The 16,122-nt window shown below is 29.7% G+C and carries 19 protein-coding genes and 1 riboswitch; of the genes, 6 read left to right on the top strand and 13 right to left on the bottom strand.

The window, feature by feature from the left end; all coding sequences use genetic code 11:
• The first annotated feature begins 101 nt into the window (after positions 1–101).
• Both G9F71_RS14615 and G9F71_RS14620 read left to right on the top strand, forming a co-directional pair.
• Positions 102–545 carry a YsnF/AvaK domain-containing protein gene (locus G9F71_RS14615; RefSeq protein WP_164949821.1) on the top strand — a complete coding sequence of 148 codons (444 nt, stop codon included), beginning with the start codon at positions 102–104 and terminating at the stop codon, positions 543–545.
• Between the two features lie 72 nt (positions 546–617).
• Complete coding sequence (locus tag G9F71_RS14620) at positions 618–998, top strand: YsnF/AvaK domain-containing protein (RefSeq protein WP_164949822.1); 381 nt, start codon at positions 618–620, stop codon at positions 996–998.
• Between the two features lie 102 nt (positions 999–1,100).
• Here the strand turns inward: G9F71_RS14620 and G9F71_RS14625 are convergent, their stop codons facing one another.
• The 7 genes from G9F71_RS14625 to G9F71_RS14655 all read right to left on the bottom strand — a co-directional run bounded on the left by G9F71_RS14625 (position 1,101) and on the right by G9F71_RS14655 (position 8,170).
• Entirely contained in the window at positions 1,101–2,030 is a 930-nt protein-coding gene (locus G9F71_RS14625) for a DUF2935 domain-containing protein (protein ID WP_164949823.1), read from the bottom strand.
• Positions 2,031–2,269: 239 nt separating this feature from the next.
• Positions 2,270–2,410, bottom strand: coding sequence for an aspartyl-phosphate phosphatase Spo0E family protein (locus tag G9F71_RS14630; protein WP_164949824.1), 141 nt, complete (start codon positions 2,408–2,410; stop codon positions 2,270–2,272).
• A 180-nt stretch (positions 2,411–2,590) separates the two neighbouring features.
• Positions 2,591–4,411 (bottom strand): FtsX-like permease family protein, encoded by a 1,821-nt coding sequence (locus G9F71_RS14635; RefSeq protein ID WP_224626423.1) that lies wholly within the window; start codon positions 4,409–4,411, stop codon positions 2,591–2,593.
• Positions 4,412–4,472: 61 nt separating this feature from the next.
• Entirely contained in the window at positions 4,473–5,255 is a 783-nt protein-coding gene (locus tag G9F71_RS14640) for an ABC transporter ATP-binding protein (RefSeq protein ID WP_164949909.1), read from the bottom strand.
• 1,066 nt (positions 5,256–6,321) lie between these two features.
• A complete protein-coding gene (locus tag G9F71_RS14645) occupies positions 6,322–7,011 on the bottom strand; it encodes a radical SAM protein (RefSeq protein ID WP_164949826.1) in 690 nt (229 codons plus the stop codon).
• Between the two features lie 21 nt (positions 7,012–7,032).
• The gene (locus G9F71_RS14650) at positions 7,033–7,740 is read right to left on the bottom strand and encodes a B3/4 domain-containing protein (protein ID WP_164949827.1); all 708 of its coding nucleotides are present in this window, start codon (positions 7,738–7,740) and stop codon (positions 7,033–7,035) included.
• 109 nt (positions 7,741–7,849) lie between these two features.
• Positions 7,850–8,170 carry a DMT family transporter gene (locus G9F71_RS14655; RefSeq protein ID WP_164949828.1) on the bottom strand — a complete coding sequence of 107 codons (321 nt, stop codon included), beginning with the start codon at positions 8,168–8,170 and terminating at the stop codon, positions 7,850–7,852.
• A 107-nt stretch (positions 8,171–8,277) separates the two neighbouring features.
• Positions 8,278–8,373, bottom strand: a riboswitch (guanidine-I (ykkC/yxkD leader).
• Positions 8,374–8,556: 183 nt separating this feature from the next.
• Between G9F71_RS14655 and G9F71_RS14660 the strand changes: the two genes are divergently transcribed.
• The 4 genes from G9F71_RS14660 (at position 8,557) to G9F71_RS14675 (ending at position 12,875) form a co-directional block, all read left to right on the top strand.
• Positions 8,557–9,972 carry an ISNCY family transposase gene (locus G9F71_RS14660; RefSeq protein WP_224626178.1) on the top strand — a complete coding sequence of 472 codons (1,416 nt, stop codon included), beginning with the start codon at positions 8,557–8,559 and terminating at the stop codon, positions 9,970–9,972.
• 774 nt (positions 9,973–10,746) lie between these two features.
• Positions 10,747–11,559 carry a Ku protein gene (locus G9F71_RS14665; RefSeq protein ID WP_164949830.1) on the top strand — a complete coding sequence of 271 codons (813 nt, stop codon included), beginning with the start codon at positions 10,747–10,749 and terminating at the stop codon, positions 11,557–11,559.
• Entirely contained in the window at positions 11,559–12,494 is a 936-nt protein-coding gene (locus tag G9F71_RS14670) for an RNA ligase family protein (RefSeq protein ID WP_164949831.1), read from the top strand. The genes G9F71_RS14665 and G9F71_RS14670 overlap by 1 nt, the downstream gene beginning before the upstream one ends.
• 15 nt (positions 12,495–12,509) lie before the next feature.
• Positions 12,510–12,875 carry a hypothetical protein gene (locus tag G9F71_RS14675; protein ID WP_164949832.1) on the top strand — a complete coding sequence of 122 codons (366 nt, stop codon included), beginning with the start codon at positions 12,510–12,512 and terminating at the stop codon, positions 12,873–12,875.
• 577 nt (positions 12,876–13,452) lie between these two features.
• On the opposite strand, the gene G9F71_RS14680 is transcribed toward G9F71_RS14675, so the two are convergent.
• The 6 genes from G9F71_RS14680 to G9F71_RS14705 form a co-directional block, all read right to left on the bottom strand.
• On the bottom strand, positions 13,453–13,644 hold the full coding sequence (locus G9F71_RS14680; protein ID WP_164949833.1) for a hypothetical protein: 192 nt from the start codon (positions 13,642–13,644) through the stop codon (positions 13,453–13,455).
• Positions 13,645–13,766: 122 nt separating this feature from the next.
• A complete protein-coding gene (locus tag G9F71_RS14685) occupies positions 13,767–13,973 on the bottom strand; it encodes a holin (protein WP_164949834.1) in 207 nt (68 codons plus the stop codon).
• Positions 13,974–14,007: 34 nt separating this feature from the next.
• Positions 14,008–14,814: a C39 family peptidase gene (locus G9F71_RS14690; RefSeq protein ID WP_164949835.1), complete on the bottom strand. Its 807-nt coding sequence runs from the start codon at positions 14,812–14,814 to the stop codon at positions 14,008–14,010.
• A gap of 17 nt (positions 14,815–14,831) precedes the next feature.
• On the bottom strand, positions 14,832–15,083 hold the full coding sequence (locus tag G9F71_RS14695) for a hypothetical protein (protein ID WP_164949836.1): 252 nt from the start codon (positions 15,081–15,083) through the stop codon (positions 14,832–14,834).
• A gap of 97 nt (positions 15,084–15,180) precedes the next feature.
• Positions 15,181–15,345, bottom strand: a complete 165-nt coding sequence (locus G9F71_RS14700) for an aspartyl-phosphate phosphatase Spo0E family protein (protein ID WP_164949837.1) — start codon at positions 15,343–15,345, stop codon at positions 15,181–15,183.
• Positions 15,346–15,729: 384 nt separating this feature from the next.
• Positions 15,730–16,020 (bottom strand): hypothetical protein, encoded by a 291-nt coding sequence (locus G9F71_RS14705; RefSeq protein ID WP_164949838.1) that lies wholly within the window; start codon positions 16,018–16,020, stop codon positions 15,730–15,732.
• Positions 16,021–16,122 lie beyond the last annotated feature (102 nt).

A 16,122-nucleotide genomic window follows, 5' to 3' on the forward strand; every position in this document is an offset into this window, starting at 1 on the left:
ATTGGGATATGGAGTTTTCCCATTTTTTAAACTGGATAATGTCTTTCTTTAAAGGGCAATATATTGATAGATAAAATATTAGTTTATGGAGGTATTTATATATGAAAATACTTGAGGGATTTAAAAATGGCGATGGTGCTAGGAAAGAAACTAGTGATGAGGATGCAAAGATTCGTCTCCGCAAAGAAGAGCTTGATATCGCCAAGAGCAGCGTTCATAAAGGCGATGTAGAATTTGGCAAGGAAATTATTGAAGAACAAAAATCTGTTGATGTTCCTGTAATGCGTGAAGAAGTAGTAATTGAAAGAAAAAGCTTAAACAATGAAGCAAGTGATTCACCAATTACTAAGGAACAAACTATTCGAATTCCTGTTAATGAGGAAAAAGTTAATGTAGATAAACATACAGTAATAACAGGTGAAATTTCAGCCCACAAACGTGCCATAGAAAATACAGAGCATATAGATGAAACCCTTAAACGAGAAGAAGTACTGATAAATAAAATTGGCAACCCTGATATAGTTGATATCGAGACCCATAAATAATAAATAAAGCAAAAAACACCTCAGAATTTTCATGATTCGTGAGGTGTTTTTTAACAAATGGAGGTCTAACGTATGGCAACATTTCACATTAAGAAAGAAGAACTTAATGTAGCAAAAGAATGGATGCAGACCGGCGAAGTAAATATTTATAGAGAGATTTTCACTGTAGAAAAAAACTTTACTGTACCAATTAAGCGAGAAGAGCTTGTAATAAAGAAAAAAAATCTTACTTCAAGTACGCCCCCATACAAAGATATGCCCACAGAGGTCATCCGGATACTCCTTAATGAAGAACATGTTGAATTCACAAAGCACAAAGTTGATTTAGAGGATGTATCCATTTATAAGGAGCAGATACAAGATATAAAACATATTGAAGAGACATTAAAAAGGGAGGAGCCTATAGTTAAAATCTCAAAATCCCTAAAGTATAGCAATGATTCAAATTATTAATTACTATCCATTTTTCCCAATATATCCATTAATTCCATTGCTATTTAATAGAAAATAAACTACTAACAAAAAAGAGCATTATAAAGATGCTCTTTTTTGATTCTATATAACTTTTGTAAATATTTTCAATAAACGCAAATAATGATTTGCTTCACGTAAAGTATGATCACCTAATAATGGTATTATTATAGACTTAATTTTACATTCTACCAATCCTTGAGTACCTTGCGATTTAAATTTAGCTATTTCAATAGTTGCTTTAAGGCTGTGGTTCGTAACTTTTGAAATTGGAATTGTCTTATCCATTGCTTCTTTTGACTCGGTTGTCAACTTATCAAACTCATTTCCAAAGTTATTTGCGATGTTTATAAGCTCGTTTTCAGTTGGATCAAGCAGTCCACGAATAAATTTTGAGTGTTCAGCCATAATTCTATTCCAAAAAGATTCTTGCTCATACATATCTCTCTCCAAGTTAATTTCCTCACGATTTTGCAGTCTTTGAATTAACTGAAAATAAAATTTCGCTTCTCTTAAAATGTGGTCTATAAGTAAAGGGTAGTTACTTGTAAATATCCTACAGGATATAACCCCTGACAAAACCATACTCTTAAACTGAGCTAAGGCTTTAATTAATCCCATCGCTCTCTGATTAAGCATAAATATTCTTTGTTCAAGCATAGGATTACCTATCATTAATGCATCACTACCCATTAACCCGGCTTCTGATTTTGTCAAATGAATTGGAATATTCACTCCTGTAAAATATGCGGTCGCTATCTCAGCTTTTAGTGTAAAAGGTGTTATTACCTCACCAGACTGTAATACACTTGGGCTAACTACCCCGTTAGAAAGTGATATAGCATCAGCTAGAAGTCTGTCAAACTCTGTTCGGAAGTTATCCGCCTGTTGGATATAACTTGAGTCCTTTTGTGTAAAGCCTACTTCTAAAAAGAATGAGTGCTCCTTCATAATCCTTGCAAAAAAAAGATGTAATTCCAGCGATTGTCGTATGAATTCAGTACTAGATAACATATATATTCTCCTTATTATAAAAATTATTCTTCACTATTATTGTATTAAGTGAATACATAAAAAATTACTTTTTAATATTAAGTTATAAGTCTGAAACTCCCACACCTGAAGGAGTGGACTTGGTACACCGTGGATTGGAACGCTGGACATCCTGATTAAGAATCATGTAGATGGCATATCCTATAAAAACGAAAAACCCTCCAGCCAAGCCAGAGGAGTATGATTAACTTTATTGACATTTAAACTTCACATAAATAATATTGATAAATAAGCTTATCCAATTCCTGACTTACAGAAATGATTTCACTATCAACAAGGCTATCAGTAACTGATACTAACTTTTCTAATTTATTTCTAAGTAATTCTACTTGCTCATTCATAATTTCCACCCTTTTCATAAAAATTCACAAATTTAATAATAATACATTATAAACCCATTTGCAACATATAATTCAAAATTATAACTAAATTCTAAATGAACAAAAATAAAAAAGCCCCAAGTCATCCCTCAGAGCTCCATTATCTATATTAAGTCACTGAAAATAATCTGCATGCTAAATTTACTTTAAAATCTTTTTAATATATTGTTTATTGTAAATAATATAGAATATTACTTCTAACATTATATAAATAATCCCTGCAAGAATAGAATATTTTACACCATAGGTAGTATTTATACCTGCTGATAAAAATTTTAAACATACGCAATACATTCCAATTGCAATTCCAAAAATGCATGGTAGTAAAAAGATAATCCTTAATTCTTTTAAAATAGTATTTGATAATTCTTTTTCTGTAATTCCCATTTTGTTCAGTTTTTTGTATTTTATTTTTTCTCCTTCGAATTCTGTTAAAATTTTAAAATGTATCATTAAATTTGATGCAACAAAAAATAAAATAAAGATAAAGCAAAATAGAAATAATAGAAATGTACCTGATCTATTAGCTAAAATATAGTCATCAATTTTTGACCCTGTTTTAAAGTTGTATTTATCTGCTGATTTTCCAAAAAACTCCCTAGTATTTTTATTATACATTTCCAATTGTTTATTTAATTCACTTGTTATTTTCCCTGTTTTGGTCCAATCACTAAAATTCATTAAATTAATAGTACCTACATCATCATTATTGACTTTTACTTTTGATTTTATATTATTATAATCATCATTATTAAATATTAAACAGTAGCGATATCTTATAACAGGACTACTATTAAATAAAATTTTCACTAGTTTTTCTTGCGAATAATAGGTTTTACCATTTATGTCGTAATTTTTAATTTCCACATCATTATGACTATATCCATCATTTATATCTGTTTGAAAAAGAGATATAAATTTCCCCTTTTCTACTTTTAAATCACATCCAACTATATCATTTAATATCTTGTTTGACATTATAATCATTCTATCTTTATCTACAAATTCTAATTTTTTTATTGAAGTTAATTGAACATCATTGCTTTTAATTACCTTATTCAATAGTTCATCTGAAATACCATTTTTACCATAAATATTACAATATGCTATATCATATGGATTGTATGATATAACATTATTACTCATTACCTCATTGGATGTCAAAGCAAAGCTTATAAAAAAGATTATTGTTATAACTAGTAGTGTTATTGAAAATATAATATTTTTGCAACTACCTATCTTATATTTTAAATTACTTATAAAAAATAAATTATTAATATACCTATTTTTACCTAACTTTAATATTTTCAGTATAAACCAATCTAAATTTGCTGTAACTAAGTATATACCTATTAGTATAGTTACTATATTAATTAAAACGAATTTCGATGATATTTTATTAGGTAACATTGGTATTATAATTGAACTAATTATAAGGACAACGCCTAAAATTGCAAAAATGCAATTTCCTGTAACATTTTTGTCTGCTGATTTTCCATTTTTAAGTAATTCAATTATTTTATAATGTGCCAATGAGATATAACTTTTTAAAATTAAAATCATATTAATTCCAACAAAAAAAATCATTGTATATATATAACTTTTAAAATTTATTGAAAGATCTATATTACCAATTATTTTTGCAATAATAAAATAAAATCCTTCAGAAAATATAGTTCCTAAAATAAGCCCAGAAAAAATAGAAACAATTGCAATTAAAGCATTTTCAAATACCATTATTTTTCTTACGTTGTTATTAGTCATTCCTATTACCATAAAAAGTGCATAATCTTTTTTTCTGAATTTAATAAAACTATTATGTGCATAAACTATAAAAACAAATGCAAATATCGCCAGAACCAAACTTGGTGCATACAAATTACTTGATATCATAGAATCTATCTTGGATAAATCATTAAAATCATTATTTGTCATTATAGTTGAAAATAAAAAAAATATCATAATTGAAAAACCTTCACATGCAATATACAAGTAATATTGTCGTATATTGCTTTTAAACATCCTAAAAGAAATTTGTTGAAAATTCATCATCATCCCCTCCTAAAACAGTAAGGTTCTCCATTATTTGTCCAAAAAATCTTTTTCTATTAGTACCACTCTTTGTTATTTCTGAATTAACCAACCCATCTTTAATAAAAATTATTCTATTACAATAACTTGCTGTAAATGGATCATGAGTTACAACTACTATTGTGTTCTTTTTTAAAATATTTAGTTTTTCAAAATACTGCATTACAATATTAGAAGATTTCGAATCTAGATTTCCAGTAGGCTCATCTGCAAATATAATATTAGGGTTATTTATTATTGCTCTACCAATAGCAGTTCTTTGTTGTTCCCCTCCTGAAACCGAGTAAGGATATTGATTTTTGATACTTTCAATATCAAGCATACTCATAATATTCTTTACCTTTTTATTTAATTCTTCCAAATTTTCACAACAAAAGCTTAATGGTAACATAATATTTTCTTCAATAGTTAAACTATCTAACAAATTAAATTCCTGAAATACATAACCCAAATTATTACGTCTAAATAAGGTCATCGAATTTTTAGACATTTTATTGATATCTTCTCCTAAAATTTCTATTTTTCCTGAAGTTGCATTATCTATCCCGCTAAGTATATTTAAAAGTGTAGTTTTTCCACTTCCTGAGGGACCCATTATACCCACAAATTCACCCTGTTCTATTTTTAGATTAATGCCATTAAGTGCATTTGTTTTACTAATATTTTTTTTGCTGTTATAAACCTTTGTCAAATCATTTACATTCAAAACTACCATCATAAATTCTCCTAACATATTTTTTATAAGTTTTAAAAAAAACTTTTTTGAGCAATCTTTATGGTAATTGTATCACATCTGTATTTTATGTATATAAATTACAAAACTTTATAATTAGTTTCAGTGTGAATATAACATAACGTGTTGACTTATTACTTGGATTTATTATAAATTCCTATACATAAGAAATACTAGATTTTAATTCTTACTGTTTCTATGTAATACATAAACTTAATTTTCTTTAATAACTCCATTAACAATCGACTGTCTTTTATATTATTTTATTTTAATGAACAATCACTCATCTGAGAAATGTATATTTTTGATTCATTGTAAAATAATTACAATAAAACACTTGCATTTCAATTGGACAAGCACTATAATTAAATTGTAACAATTTTACAATTGTTTTGTTGCGAATATACAAATATTAGGGAGGTAATTATAGTGAAAAAGAAATTATTAGGTCTAACTCTATCTGCATTACTACTATGCTCTACAGGGATAATCGCTTCGGCGAAAACAATATCTCAACAAAATAATCAACCAAATACTACAATTGCACAAGCTCAACATGCGCATAATTGGGTAGAAATACGGGTGGATAAAGGTTGTCACACGTATAAATGTACTATTTGTAATATACGTGAAACTATGTGCGAATACTAAAATTTAACAATTTAAAGCCTATAATGTTTAATTCATAGGCTTTTTTTTATATAGTTCTTACGAAATCTATGTAATTTAAATCTTTGTCTACTATGGCATATGGATATGATTTTCTAATAGGACATAATAAATTTATACACTGTTATGAATTTATTATGTCCTACTTGGAAGATAGAGGATATTAAGGATCAGAAAAGATGATGTATTTAGAAAATTACATAATAAAGTGAAAATATTGGGAGAGGTGTGTAAATGGGTAACGAGCTAAAAGTTATTATTAATTTGTTTTTGCTAACTTTCTCGAAGTGCATATTTTTAATCCATATTTAACAACGATATCTTCCATGAACCTATCCTCACTTGTTATATAATATGGGAATATTATTTATTAGCATTGTTAAATATTTAGTAATGCATTTGAAATTTCCTCAAATCTTTCATCCGTTATACCAAGTTTTTTCTTAAATTTTTCATCGTCCATTCTTGCAATAATTATCTTATCGGGAGATATTTCCTTAATAATATCTTTTGTCTTCAGAATTGATTCTTCATCATCGTTATAGCCCTTAATGATAGTAATTTCAAATATAAACTTCCCTTTGTATTGCTTATTAAAAGAAACCATATTTGAAATATGCGCCTTCATTGTATATCCGTTAATTGGTCTTTGAATTTTTTGAAAATGTTCTTCAGATATTACTTTTAGTTCACCAATGACTTCATCACACATATTGGCAATTTTAATATATTCATCTTTGCCTAGTAGGTATCCATTTGAAAGCAATCTTACAGATAATCCCTTACCTTTAATTAAATTAATAACATTAACAATTTTATCATTTACTAAAGCTTCACCTTTAGAGTTAATAAAAACTAAGTCTACATTACTATTTTCTAAGATACTTTCTAGTTCTCTTAATGAATTCTCCATTTCATCAAAGGATTGTGGCGTATCTATTTTATTGTTTGACCTTCCAATTGGACAGAATATGCAATCGAAGTTGCAATATTTCTCTGGTAGAATATTAACTTCAAGAACCCTTAGGCCATCCTCTAAATAAACATCCTTATAATTGAAAATACTCATTTGTCATCCCTCCAAACTAAATTAATCAATTGATATCTTTTTATTATTAATATCTAAAATTGAAATTTGAGTTGTTCCTCCTAAATCGTTTTGTACTGTTTTTGCCAGTTCTTTTAAGGCATTCTTAAATTCCACATATCTTTTTTCATCCGCCAATTCAATACATAAAAAAGCATTATTTGTATTTTCAGTAAGCATTGTTCTTACTGCTTCACGCCAATTCCAACACCTGCAAATTGCTCCTTCATTATCTTTATAAACTATTTCACCTTCATAGGGTGGCGCATTTTCATCCGTTCCTAATGTAACAAAACTTTCATTTCCAACCGCTTTAGTTAATCTTATATTAGAAGCAAATGTATCGATATCCTCACCACCGCAGGGCAATGCATATCTTAATGAAATAGAGTTGTAAATATCAACTAAAGGATTAATAGTTCCTAAATGGTTTCCATTATGCACTCGCTTTAGTAATGCCTCGATCGATGACCTTGCACCTTTCTTTGTTTTAAATTTTTGAAACGCCTCTCTCCATACTTTTATAACTTCGTTACTGCTGAATTCTGCATTCTTCAAATGTTTTAAGGCTTCCTTTTCTGAATTTGAAATCATTTCCTTATATTTTTCTTTATCTTTTATAGTGTTATCTATTCCATAACAAACAACAACTCCAATCCGTGCACTAGGAAATAGGGTCCAAAAATCATCTTCAACAACAAATTTTTTCATTAAAATTCCTCCTTCATATTAAAATGAGATAGCTATATATTTTACCCTTATCACTTCTCTTTCAGTAATATTATACTTATTTTTGCTATTTCTAAACTATATACGATTATTAGTCTATTGATATTAATTTTAGACCAACGATTCCAACAACTATAAATACAATACAAATCATACGCATCACATTAAACGGTTCTTTAAATAAAATAATACCTAAGACTACAGTGCCAACAGTTCCTATACCTGTCCAAATTGCATATGCATTGCCTAGTGGTAAGCTTTTTAAAGACAATGATAAAAAATAGAAACTTGCAACCATTCCTATAACAGTTAATATACTAGGTAATATTTTTGTAAATCCTTGTGAATACTTCAGCCCCATTGCCCAGCCTATTTCGAAAAAACCTGCTATAACTAAATAAATCCATTCCATAAACTTTACCTCCCTAAATTAGTAATTAAGATTAGTATAGTAATATCTCATGGCTTATTTAAAGAAAATAAAAATATAAAAAAAGCCATAAGAAATATTATTAAAATATCTCCCAGGCTTTTATCCTTCCGTGTACACAGTTACCTGTGCGCCTTCTCTCGGACCAGCCAGTTATAAACTGCGGAACCCTAGAAAGCTAAACTATATAATTTTTTTTGTAATTTCTAATTTGTAAGTTGCAACTTAATTTAGATTAGCATAGCAGTCGATTTATGTCAATTAATATTTTTTCTTCGACTATATAAATTATGATCCGTTTATGATAATGTCTTACTATACCACATTTGATTATGTCCCAAATATGAAAACATTGTATAATAAACCTCATGACTAGAAATGAGGTGCTGATAATAAGAAAGGTGAATTTAACTATGGAAGAAATGGATAAGTACTCTACTATAAAAAAATTAATAGAAACAGATGGCAATAAAAAGAGAGCAGCTATTGCTCTCAATTGTTCGGTTAGGCATATTAACAGAATAATTAAGGGGTATAAAGAAAGTGGGAAAGAATTCTTTATTCATGGTAATCGAGGGCGAAAGCCCGCACATGCTCTTGATGCTAATACCAAGCAGTTAATCCTAGATTTATATTGCACCAAATACCCTGAAGCTAATATTACCCATTTTTGCGAATTGCTAAAAAAGCACGAGGATATAACGGTTTCTACTAGCACCATTCGTTCCATCCTTATGCAGGATTTCATCCTGTCCCCTAAGGCGAAGCGTGCTACAAGAAAAAGAATTAAGGCTGAATTAAAGGAGCTGCAAAAGGCAACTAATTCTATAAAAGAAATTGCTAAAATTCAAAGTTCCATAATTGCTGCCGAGGATGCACATCCTAGACGTCCAAGATGTGCTTATGCAGGCGAAATGCTTCAAATGGATGCTTCGGTACATCTTTGGTTCGGTAACGAGAAAAGTCAGTTGCATATCGCAGTAGATGATGCTACTGGCGCTATTGTGGGGGCTTATTTCGATTCACAAGAAACTTTAAATGGGTACTATCATGTACTACACCAAGTACTTACTAACTATGGTATTCCCTACATGTTATTCACTGATAGACGTACTGTCTTTGAATATAAACAAAAAAATTCCCCTTCAGTTGAAGAGGACACATTTACACAATTTAGCTATGCATGTAAACAATTAGGTATTGAAATTAAAACCAGTAGTGTTCCACAAGCCAAGGGACGCGTAGAAAGAATGTTTCAGACGTTACAATCACGCCTCCCCTTGGAAATGCGGATAAGTGGTATAAACACAATTGAGCAAGCAAACGAATTCTTAAACTCCTACATAAAAGAATTCAATGCTCAGTTTGCATTACCTGTTGATAATATCAAATCTGTCTTTGAAATGCAACCAGATATTGAAAAAATCAACTTAACTCTTGCCGTATTGACCAGTAGGAAGGTGGATAACGGAAGTTGTATCAAATTTAAAAAGAATTATTATTTGCCTGTTGATTGCAATGGATATCCTGTACATTATCGCAAAGGAACAGTTGGAACGGTAATTCAATCATTTAATGGCGAGATTTTCTTGTGTGTAGATGAGAAAGTTTATGCGCTAGATTTATTACCTGGACATGAACTCTCCTCCAAAAACTTTGATTTAGCAGTTCCAAATACCCAACCTAGCAAACGCTACATACCACCAATGAGTCATCCTTGGAAACAAGATTCATTTGAGCGGTATTTAAAGAAACAGGCTCACCGTAACAATAATGTAGCATAGAAACACTAAAAATCTGTTCATTTTAGATCTTTGAAAAAGACAATCTTCAAAGGTTTATTAAGTGAACCCAAAACATACTTTGATAATAGATTAAGAAACTGACCAATGGAAGTCATAAATAATAAAATCAAATTAATAAAAAGAAATGGATTCTCATCCATTAGCTACGCTAATATAAATAGAAGGATTCATACACATTTTCAAAAATGACCTTTAAGCTTTAATGGACCCCCAATTATAAGCCTACGGCTAAAAGATATTTAGAAAAGATTTTAGGAAAATTTCAAAGTAATTAAATAATCTTATAGCCACTTTGTGCAACATTCATTAAGTAACCCAAATTAATAAAAGCACCAGAAAAACTGGTGCTAATGTTTTAAATATTTGAGGACATTTTCAAAAATGCTTGACATTAATATTTTTTCTTCGACTATATAAATCAAAAGTGAAAACATTCATTTATAAGGTGAATATAATGAACTTTACTAACTTATAAAAGGGATATATATTATAAATAAAGTGGTTGCATAAAAACACTACATATTCTACTAAAAATGAAGAAATAGGCCCAATAAGTATGTGTATCTGTAATATACTTATGAAAAAGTATTAGATAGGATGTTTGAAATATAACCTAATTACTTTTAGAACTAATTTATTTTTTCAAATTAATACATTTTTTTAACCTGCATAGAAATAACAAGATTGAAATGATTAATAGTAAATAAATTAAGTTTTGGTTATACTAATAAAAAAGTAAGAGAGGTGTTAATAATGGCGGTAGCTCATAAAACAGTTATTTCCTTTGGCCTTGTTGCTATTCCAATATCCATGTATAGTGCTACTCAAGATAATGATATACACTTTAATCAACTCCACAAAGAAGACAATTCAAGGATAAAATATAAGAAGACTTGCGCTCACTGTGGAAAAGAGATTATTACGAAAGACCTTATTAAAGGCTATGAGTACGATAAAGAGCATTATGTAGTTGTGACGGATGATGATCTGGAAAAAATCAAGACAGAAAAAGAAAAATCTATACAGATACTACACTTTGCACAACTAAATCAAATATCTCCAATTTATTATGACAAAACATATCAAGCTACTCCTGAAGCTGGTGGAGATAAGGCATTTGAGCTATTACGTGCAGCACTAATGAGCGAGCAAAAAATTGCTATTGGTAAAACTGTAATGGGTACAAGAGAGACTTTACTTGCTATCATCCCACGTGAAGATGGAATATTAATATCCAAAATGTACTATGAAGATGAAATTAAAGATCTTCCTAAATCCTATAATAAACCCGAGATAATTGATGCTGAGATTACTATGGCAAAGGCGTTAATTAATTCAATGGTTAGTCCTTTTAATCCCTCTGAATATAAGGATGAATACCAAATAAAGCTACGTGAGTTACTTGAAACAAAAATAGCTGGTAAAGATATTGTTGCCTCTAAGTCTGAAGCTCCAAGTAATATTATTAACCTTATGGATGCATTAAAGGCTAGTATTGAGCAAAATAAAGTTAATGAAACTCCAAAGCCTAAAGAAAAACGTAAAAGAACTACAAAGGGCGCATAATGGATTTATTTCAGAGTAAAAATATTAAGCCTATGCTAATTGGTGAGATGCAAGAGGCATTTAACAACCCCGATTATATCTATGAGTTAAAGCTAGATGGTGAACGTTGTATAGCATATTTAGATAAAGACGCAACAGAGCTACGCAATAAACGAAATATTAAAATGCTTGTAAAAGTACCAGAACTGTCAACGATACACAAACAAGTTAAACAGCGTTGCATTTTAGATGGTGAATTAATCGTTATTAAGGATGGCAAGCCAGATTTTTTTGAAATTCGGCGGCGTTCTCTTATGTCAAATACCTTTAAAATCCGACTTGCATCATCTAGATTACCAGCCAGTTTTACAGCATTTGATATCCTTTATTACAATGATCACTCGGTTATAGATTTGCCTTTAATGAAACGCAAAAAATTGCTAGAAAAAGTTATTATAGAAAATGAACGCATTGCTACTTCTAGATATATAGAAGAACATGGAATTCAATTTTATCAGCTTGCTAAGCAAAATGAGCTTGAAGGAATAGTCGCTAAGAGAAAAGATAGCAAGTATTATTGCGACAAGAAAACAAAGGACTGGATTAAGATTAAATATCTACTGGACGATGATTTTGTAGTGTGTGGGTACATCTTTAAAGAGAACGGTGTAATCAGCATTGTTCTTGGTCAATATTCAGGCAAAGAACTTGTATACAAGGGTCATGTTACGCTGGGAATATCAACAGAGGATTTTAAATTAATAGAATCAATGCCTAGAATAAGTGCACAACCTTTTAATGAATTGTCTCCTGGAAACGATAATGCTGTGTGGATAGAACCTAACCTCGTATGTATCGTAAAATTTATGATGAAAACATCAAACGGTTCCTTGCGACAACCTATATTTAAGGGTTTGAGGGATGATAAAGACCCTACGGATTGTACCATCCATTAATAGGGAGAGATAATTATGTACAATGAAAGCCGAAATAAATATAAAAACAGTAACGTTACACTAATTGAGGACAATGAAGATATTGCAAAAATTGATATTACAACATCTAAAGGTCACATGTTTAGAGATAAAGCATTAATGATTGCAGATGATCAGCATGGAGGCGATTTTACTGCATTAGTTTCAAACCTTACAGATATAGAAAAAGAAAATCTATTTAATGCACTAGACGCAAGTTTACATAACAATACCGACACCAATGCATATATGATAGATAAGATTATGAATTTGGAAGGTCAAATAGATAATCTAACCGAATTACTTGAGAATAATACTGAAGACAATACATTTGCTAGTGAGTACGATTTTTATGAAGAATAACAATGTCCTACTTTGAAGGTATCACTTATTCCTCACAAAAGGGCCTAGTTGATTCTTTACTTTCTTCTTTGGTGCTTTCAAAATAATGTAGATTGCTGATCATAAAAAAAACAGTTAAAATAAATAAAAAAGCCTGAAGCTAGATTTCTCTAACCTCAGGCTTTAATTTATTGTGCTACTGGTTAAATCTGCCATCATACATATTTGCAAACGCTTCGCCGCCAACTTTAGTTTTTACTTTTTATCATAAAAATAAAAAGCCCATAACCCATTGAGTTATAAGCATTACTATGGTCTGAGTGACAAGAGTCGAACTTGCGACCTCATGAACCCCATTCATGCACGCTACCAACTGCGCTACAAACCGCATGGTTGAGCCATTCCTTCATAAAATATTTAAAATAGACCACATGAGTCTTTTTATTTTTCATTTAATTATATACATAATAAACCATTCCTTTTTAAAAAGCAACCTTTAATTTTATATCTACATTAATATACATCAATTATTATATACATTAATATAAATATTTTTACAAAAAAAAATGGGTGTAAGGAAATTAATCCCTATACCCTATTACCATCTGTATCCACAACTTTTACATTCCCACGCCTTGTTAAGTTTTCCAACACTAAAAATACCCCACAAACCTACACTTCCTGCCTTAGATAATCCACTAATTTTATTGCAGTTAACACTTTTGCAGTTTGAACATTTGATTAAATTATCTTTCGCAACATAAGTAGGCTTAACAAATATCTTTGTCACACATTGGACATTTAATTAAATTACCCATAATCAAACCCTCCGTTGAATTCATTATAATATAATTCCATTTTACACTTAATTGTTTAGTTATACAAATATTAACTCTTTCTGATTTTTATTTTTTACTTATCTAAATAGCCTGTACCACTATTAGGATTAGAAAGTATTCCACTTATTGTTAGTATCCCTAGAAAAGCATCTACTAACATTTTATAAGAAACTGCTGTTAATCCTATTACTGAATATAGTCCATAATTACCAAGAATTAATCCTATAAATGCAAATATTGAAACCCATAATCCCACATTTTTAAATCTTGATTTATCCATTTATAAAAACCTCCTAAATTTTCTTTTACTTTATTTATGCTTTAACTAAGTTATTCATAGTTATGAATGCTTTTTCTGTATTTGTACCCCAATAACCATCTTCGGCAATCTTTAATTTTGTCTCTGTAATTTTATTAAACCAACACTGGAACTCATAACAATACTTGAATTTTTTCCCTTGCTTAATATATGTAAGAAGAAAATCCAACGATTTTTGTGTATTAGTACCATAAAAACCATCTTCACTAATTTTTGCTTTTGTGCCTGTGATATTATTATAAAAAATCTGCCATGCCCCACAATATCTTGATTTCTTTTGTGGAGTAGTAATTGTATTATTTGGATAGAATATAAAACATTGTCCACATTCATTTCTAAATATATTAGGATTCCATGTTTGATTCGTTCTTGATGTACTTGCAGGGTCATTGACACTTACAACATTACCGTCAAAACTCCACGCAACTATAAAATGTCCATATCTAGTAAAAGTTGGTGGTTGCATACTTAAAACTGCATAAGCACCATTTTTAACAGCTTCGAGCATTTCATTTATATTTTCTGTTTGCTTAAATTTTAAATTATATTTCTTAGCAACATGAGCAAAATAACTCCAATCAGTTCCTTCATTATTAGTTCTATATCCATTTGCCAAAGCATCTGCTGAAGTTTCTTTTGGTGTTATACTATTACTTACAAGTGTTGCCAACACCATAGCCATACTTGTAGTGCCACAACCACTTGAACCAATAGTTTGACTTGAATCACCTCTTGAAGAATATCTTATCCAACCCCACCGTTCGTCATTTTGTAAATACATTACTGGTCTTTTATTACTCATTTTATATTTTTCCCTCCTTAACCCATTATTTTTGAACATAAAAAAAAGATTATCGACATCAAAATTGAAGCAATAATCCATTTATAATCTCCAGTTTTATCTAGTTTTTTTTCTATCATGTCTGTTAATTTTTCTATACTTTTACACAATTGAGTGATTTGGGTATCTTGCTTTGTAGTGTCTTTCTCTAAACTCATAATTCTACAATCATGTTTATCTATCTTCTCCTCATGTTCATTTATTTTAATTTCTACTGTTTCACTGTTCATTTATTTCACCTACCTTTATGTAATTCTTAAAATTAGAAAGAGGACTATTAAAGTCCTCTTAATTGCTGTGCACTTATTGATTTGATACGATAAATTATTAACTTCTGTTTATTAATCTATCATATTCGTTTAGTAGATCATCTAGCTTTTGACTAAGCACTACTAATTCTGGGTCAGTTAACTTTTCTTTTTCATTCATTAACTGATGCATTAAAGCTCTGAGTTCTTCAATTTTTTGTGTTATTTCTTTCAATTGTGTCATAATATCCCTCCTTCCACTAATAATTGTAGTGAAAGTAGGATTATGATTGTATATAATTGCAAATAGCTTCAAGACATCTCCATTTTAATGTAATATAAAAGACACCCTCTCAGGTGCCCTTAATTTTATTATTTTATTTTCTAGTTACGTCGCTATAGTTTCCTAAATCGTAGCAAAACAAAACACTTTAAACTTTTATTGCTTGCAGCGCTTAATAGAAAGATTTTGCCTTAAATTAGTTTTCATATGAAATCTATTATTATTTTTCTCTTAGATTAAGATATTGCAATGAAGATACCTATAGAATACTCCATAGGTATCTTCATTAACTTATTTTAAACTTTAAGCTCATCTGCTACTTTTTTGCGAAAACTAATGGCTTGTCTACCTACACCTATTACAACGGTTACATCTATTGCGTCTATTGCATCTATTGCATTGGTTACATCTATTACAACCGCCGAATAAACCATCAAAACCATCATTAAAACTATTGGCACAACCAGGACACCAATCAGTATTATCAAAAAATCTATCATCTTCAAACCTATCTTCACATCTACATCTATTGTGACACCTACATCTATTATTATCTATATTATCTCTATTAATTATATTAAGCAATTCTTCAATTAATTCATCAGGAATTTCATTTGACTTTCTACATTTAGACATATATAAAACCTCCTATATTGTATTTACCATATATTATGAGGGCTTGTCTAGATGTGTGCAGAATAATTACTAAGTAAGAGCACACTTTCTAATAAGTACTTT

Source organism: Clostridium sp. FP2 (genome assembly GCF_011065955.2).
Classification (GTDB): Bacteria; Bacillota; Clostridia; order Clostridiales; family Clostridiaceae; genus Clostridium_AD; species Clostridium_AD tagluense.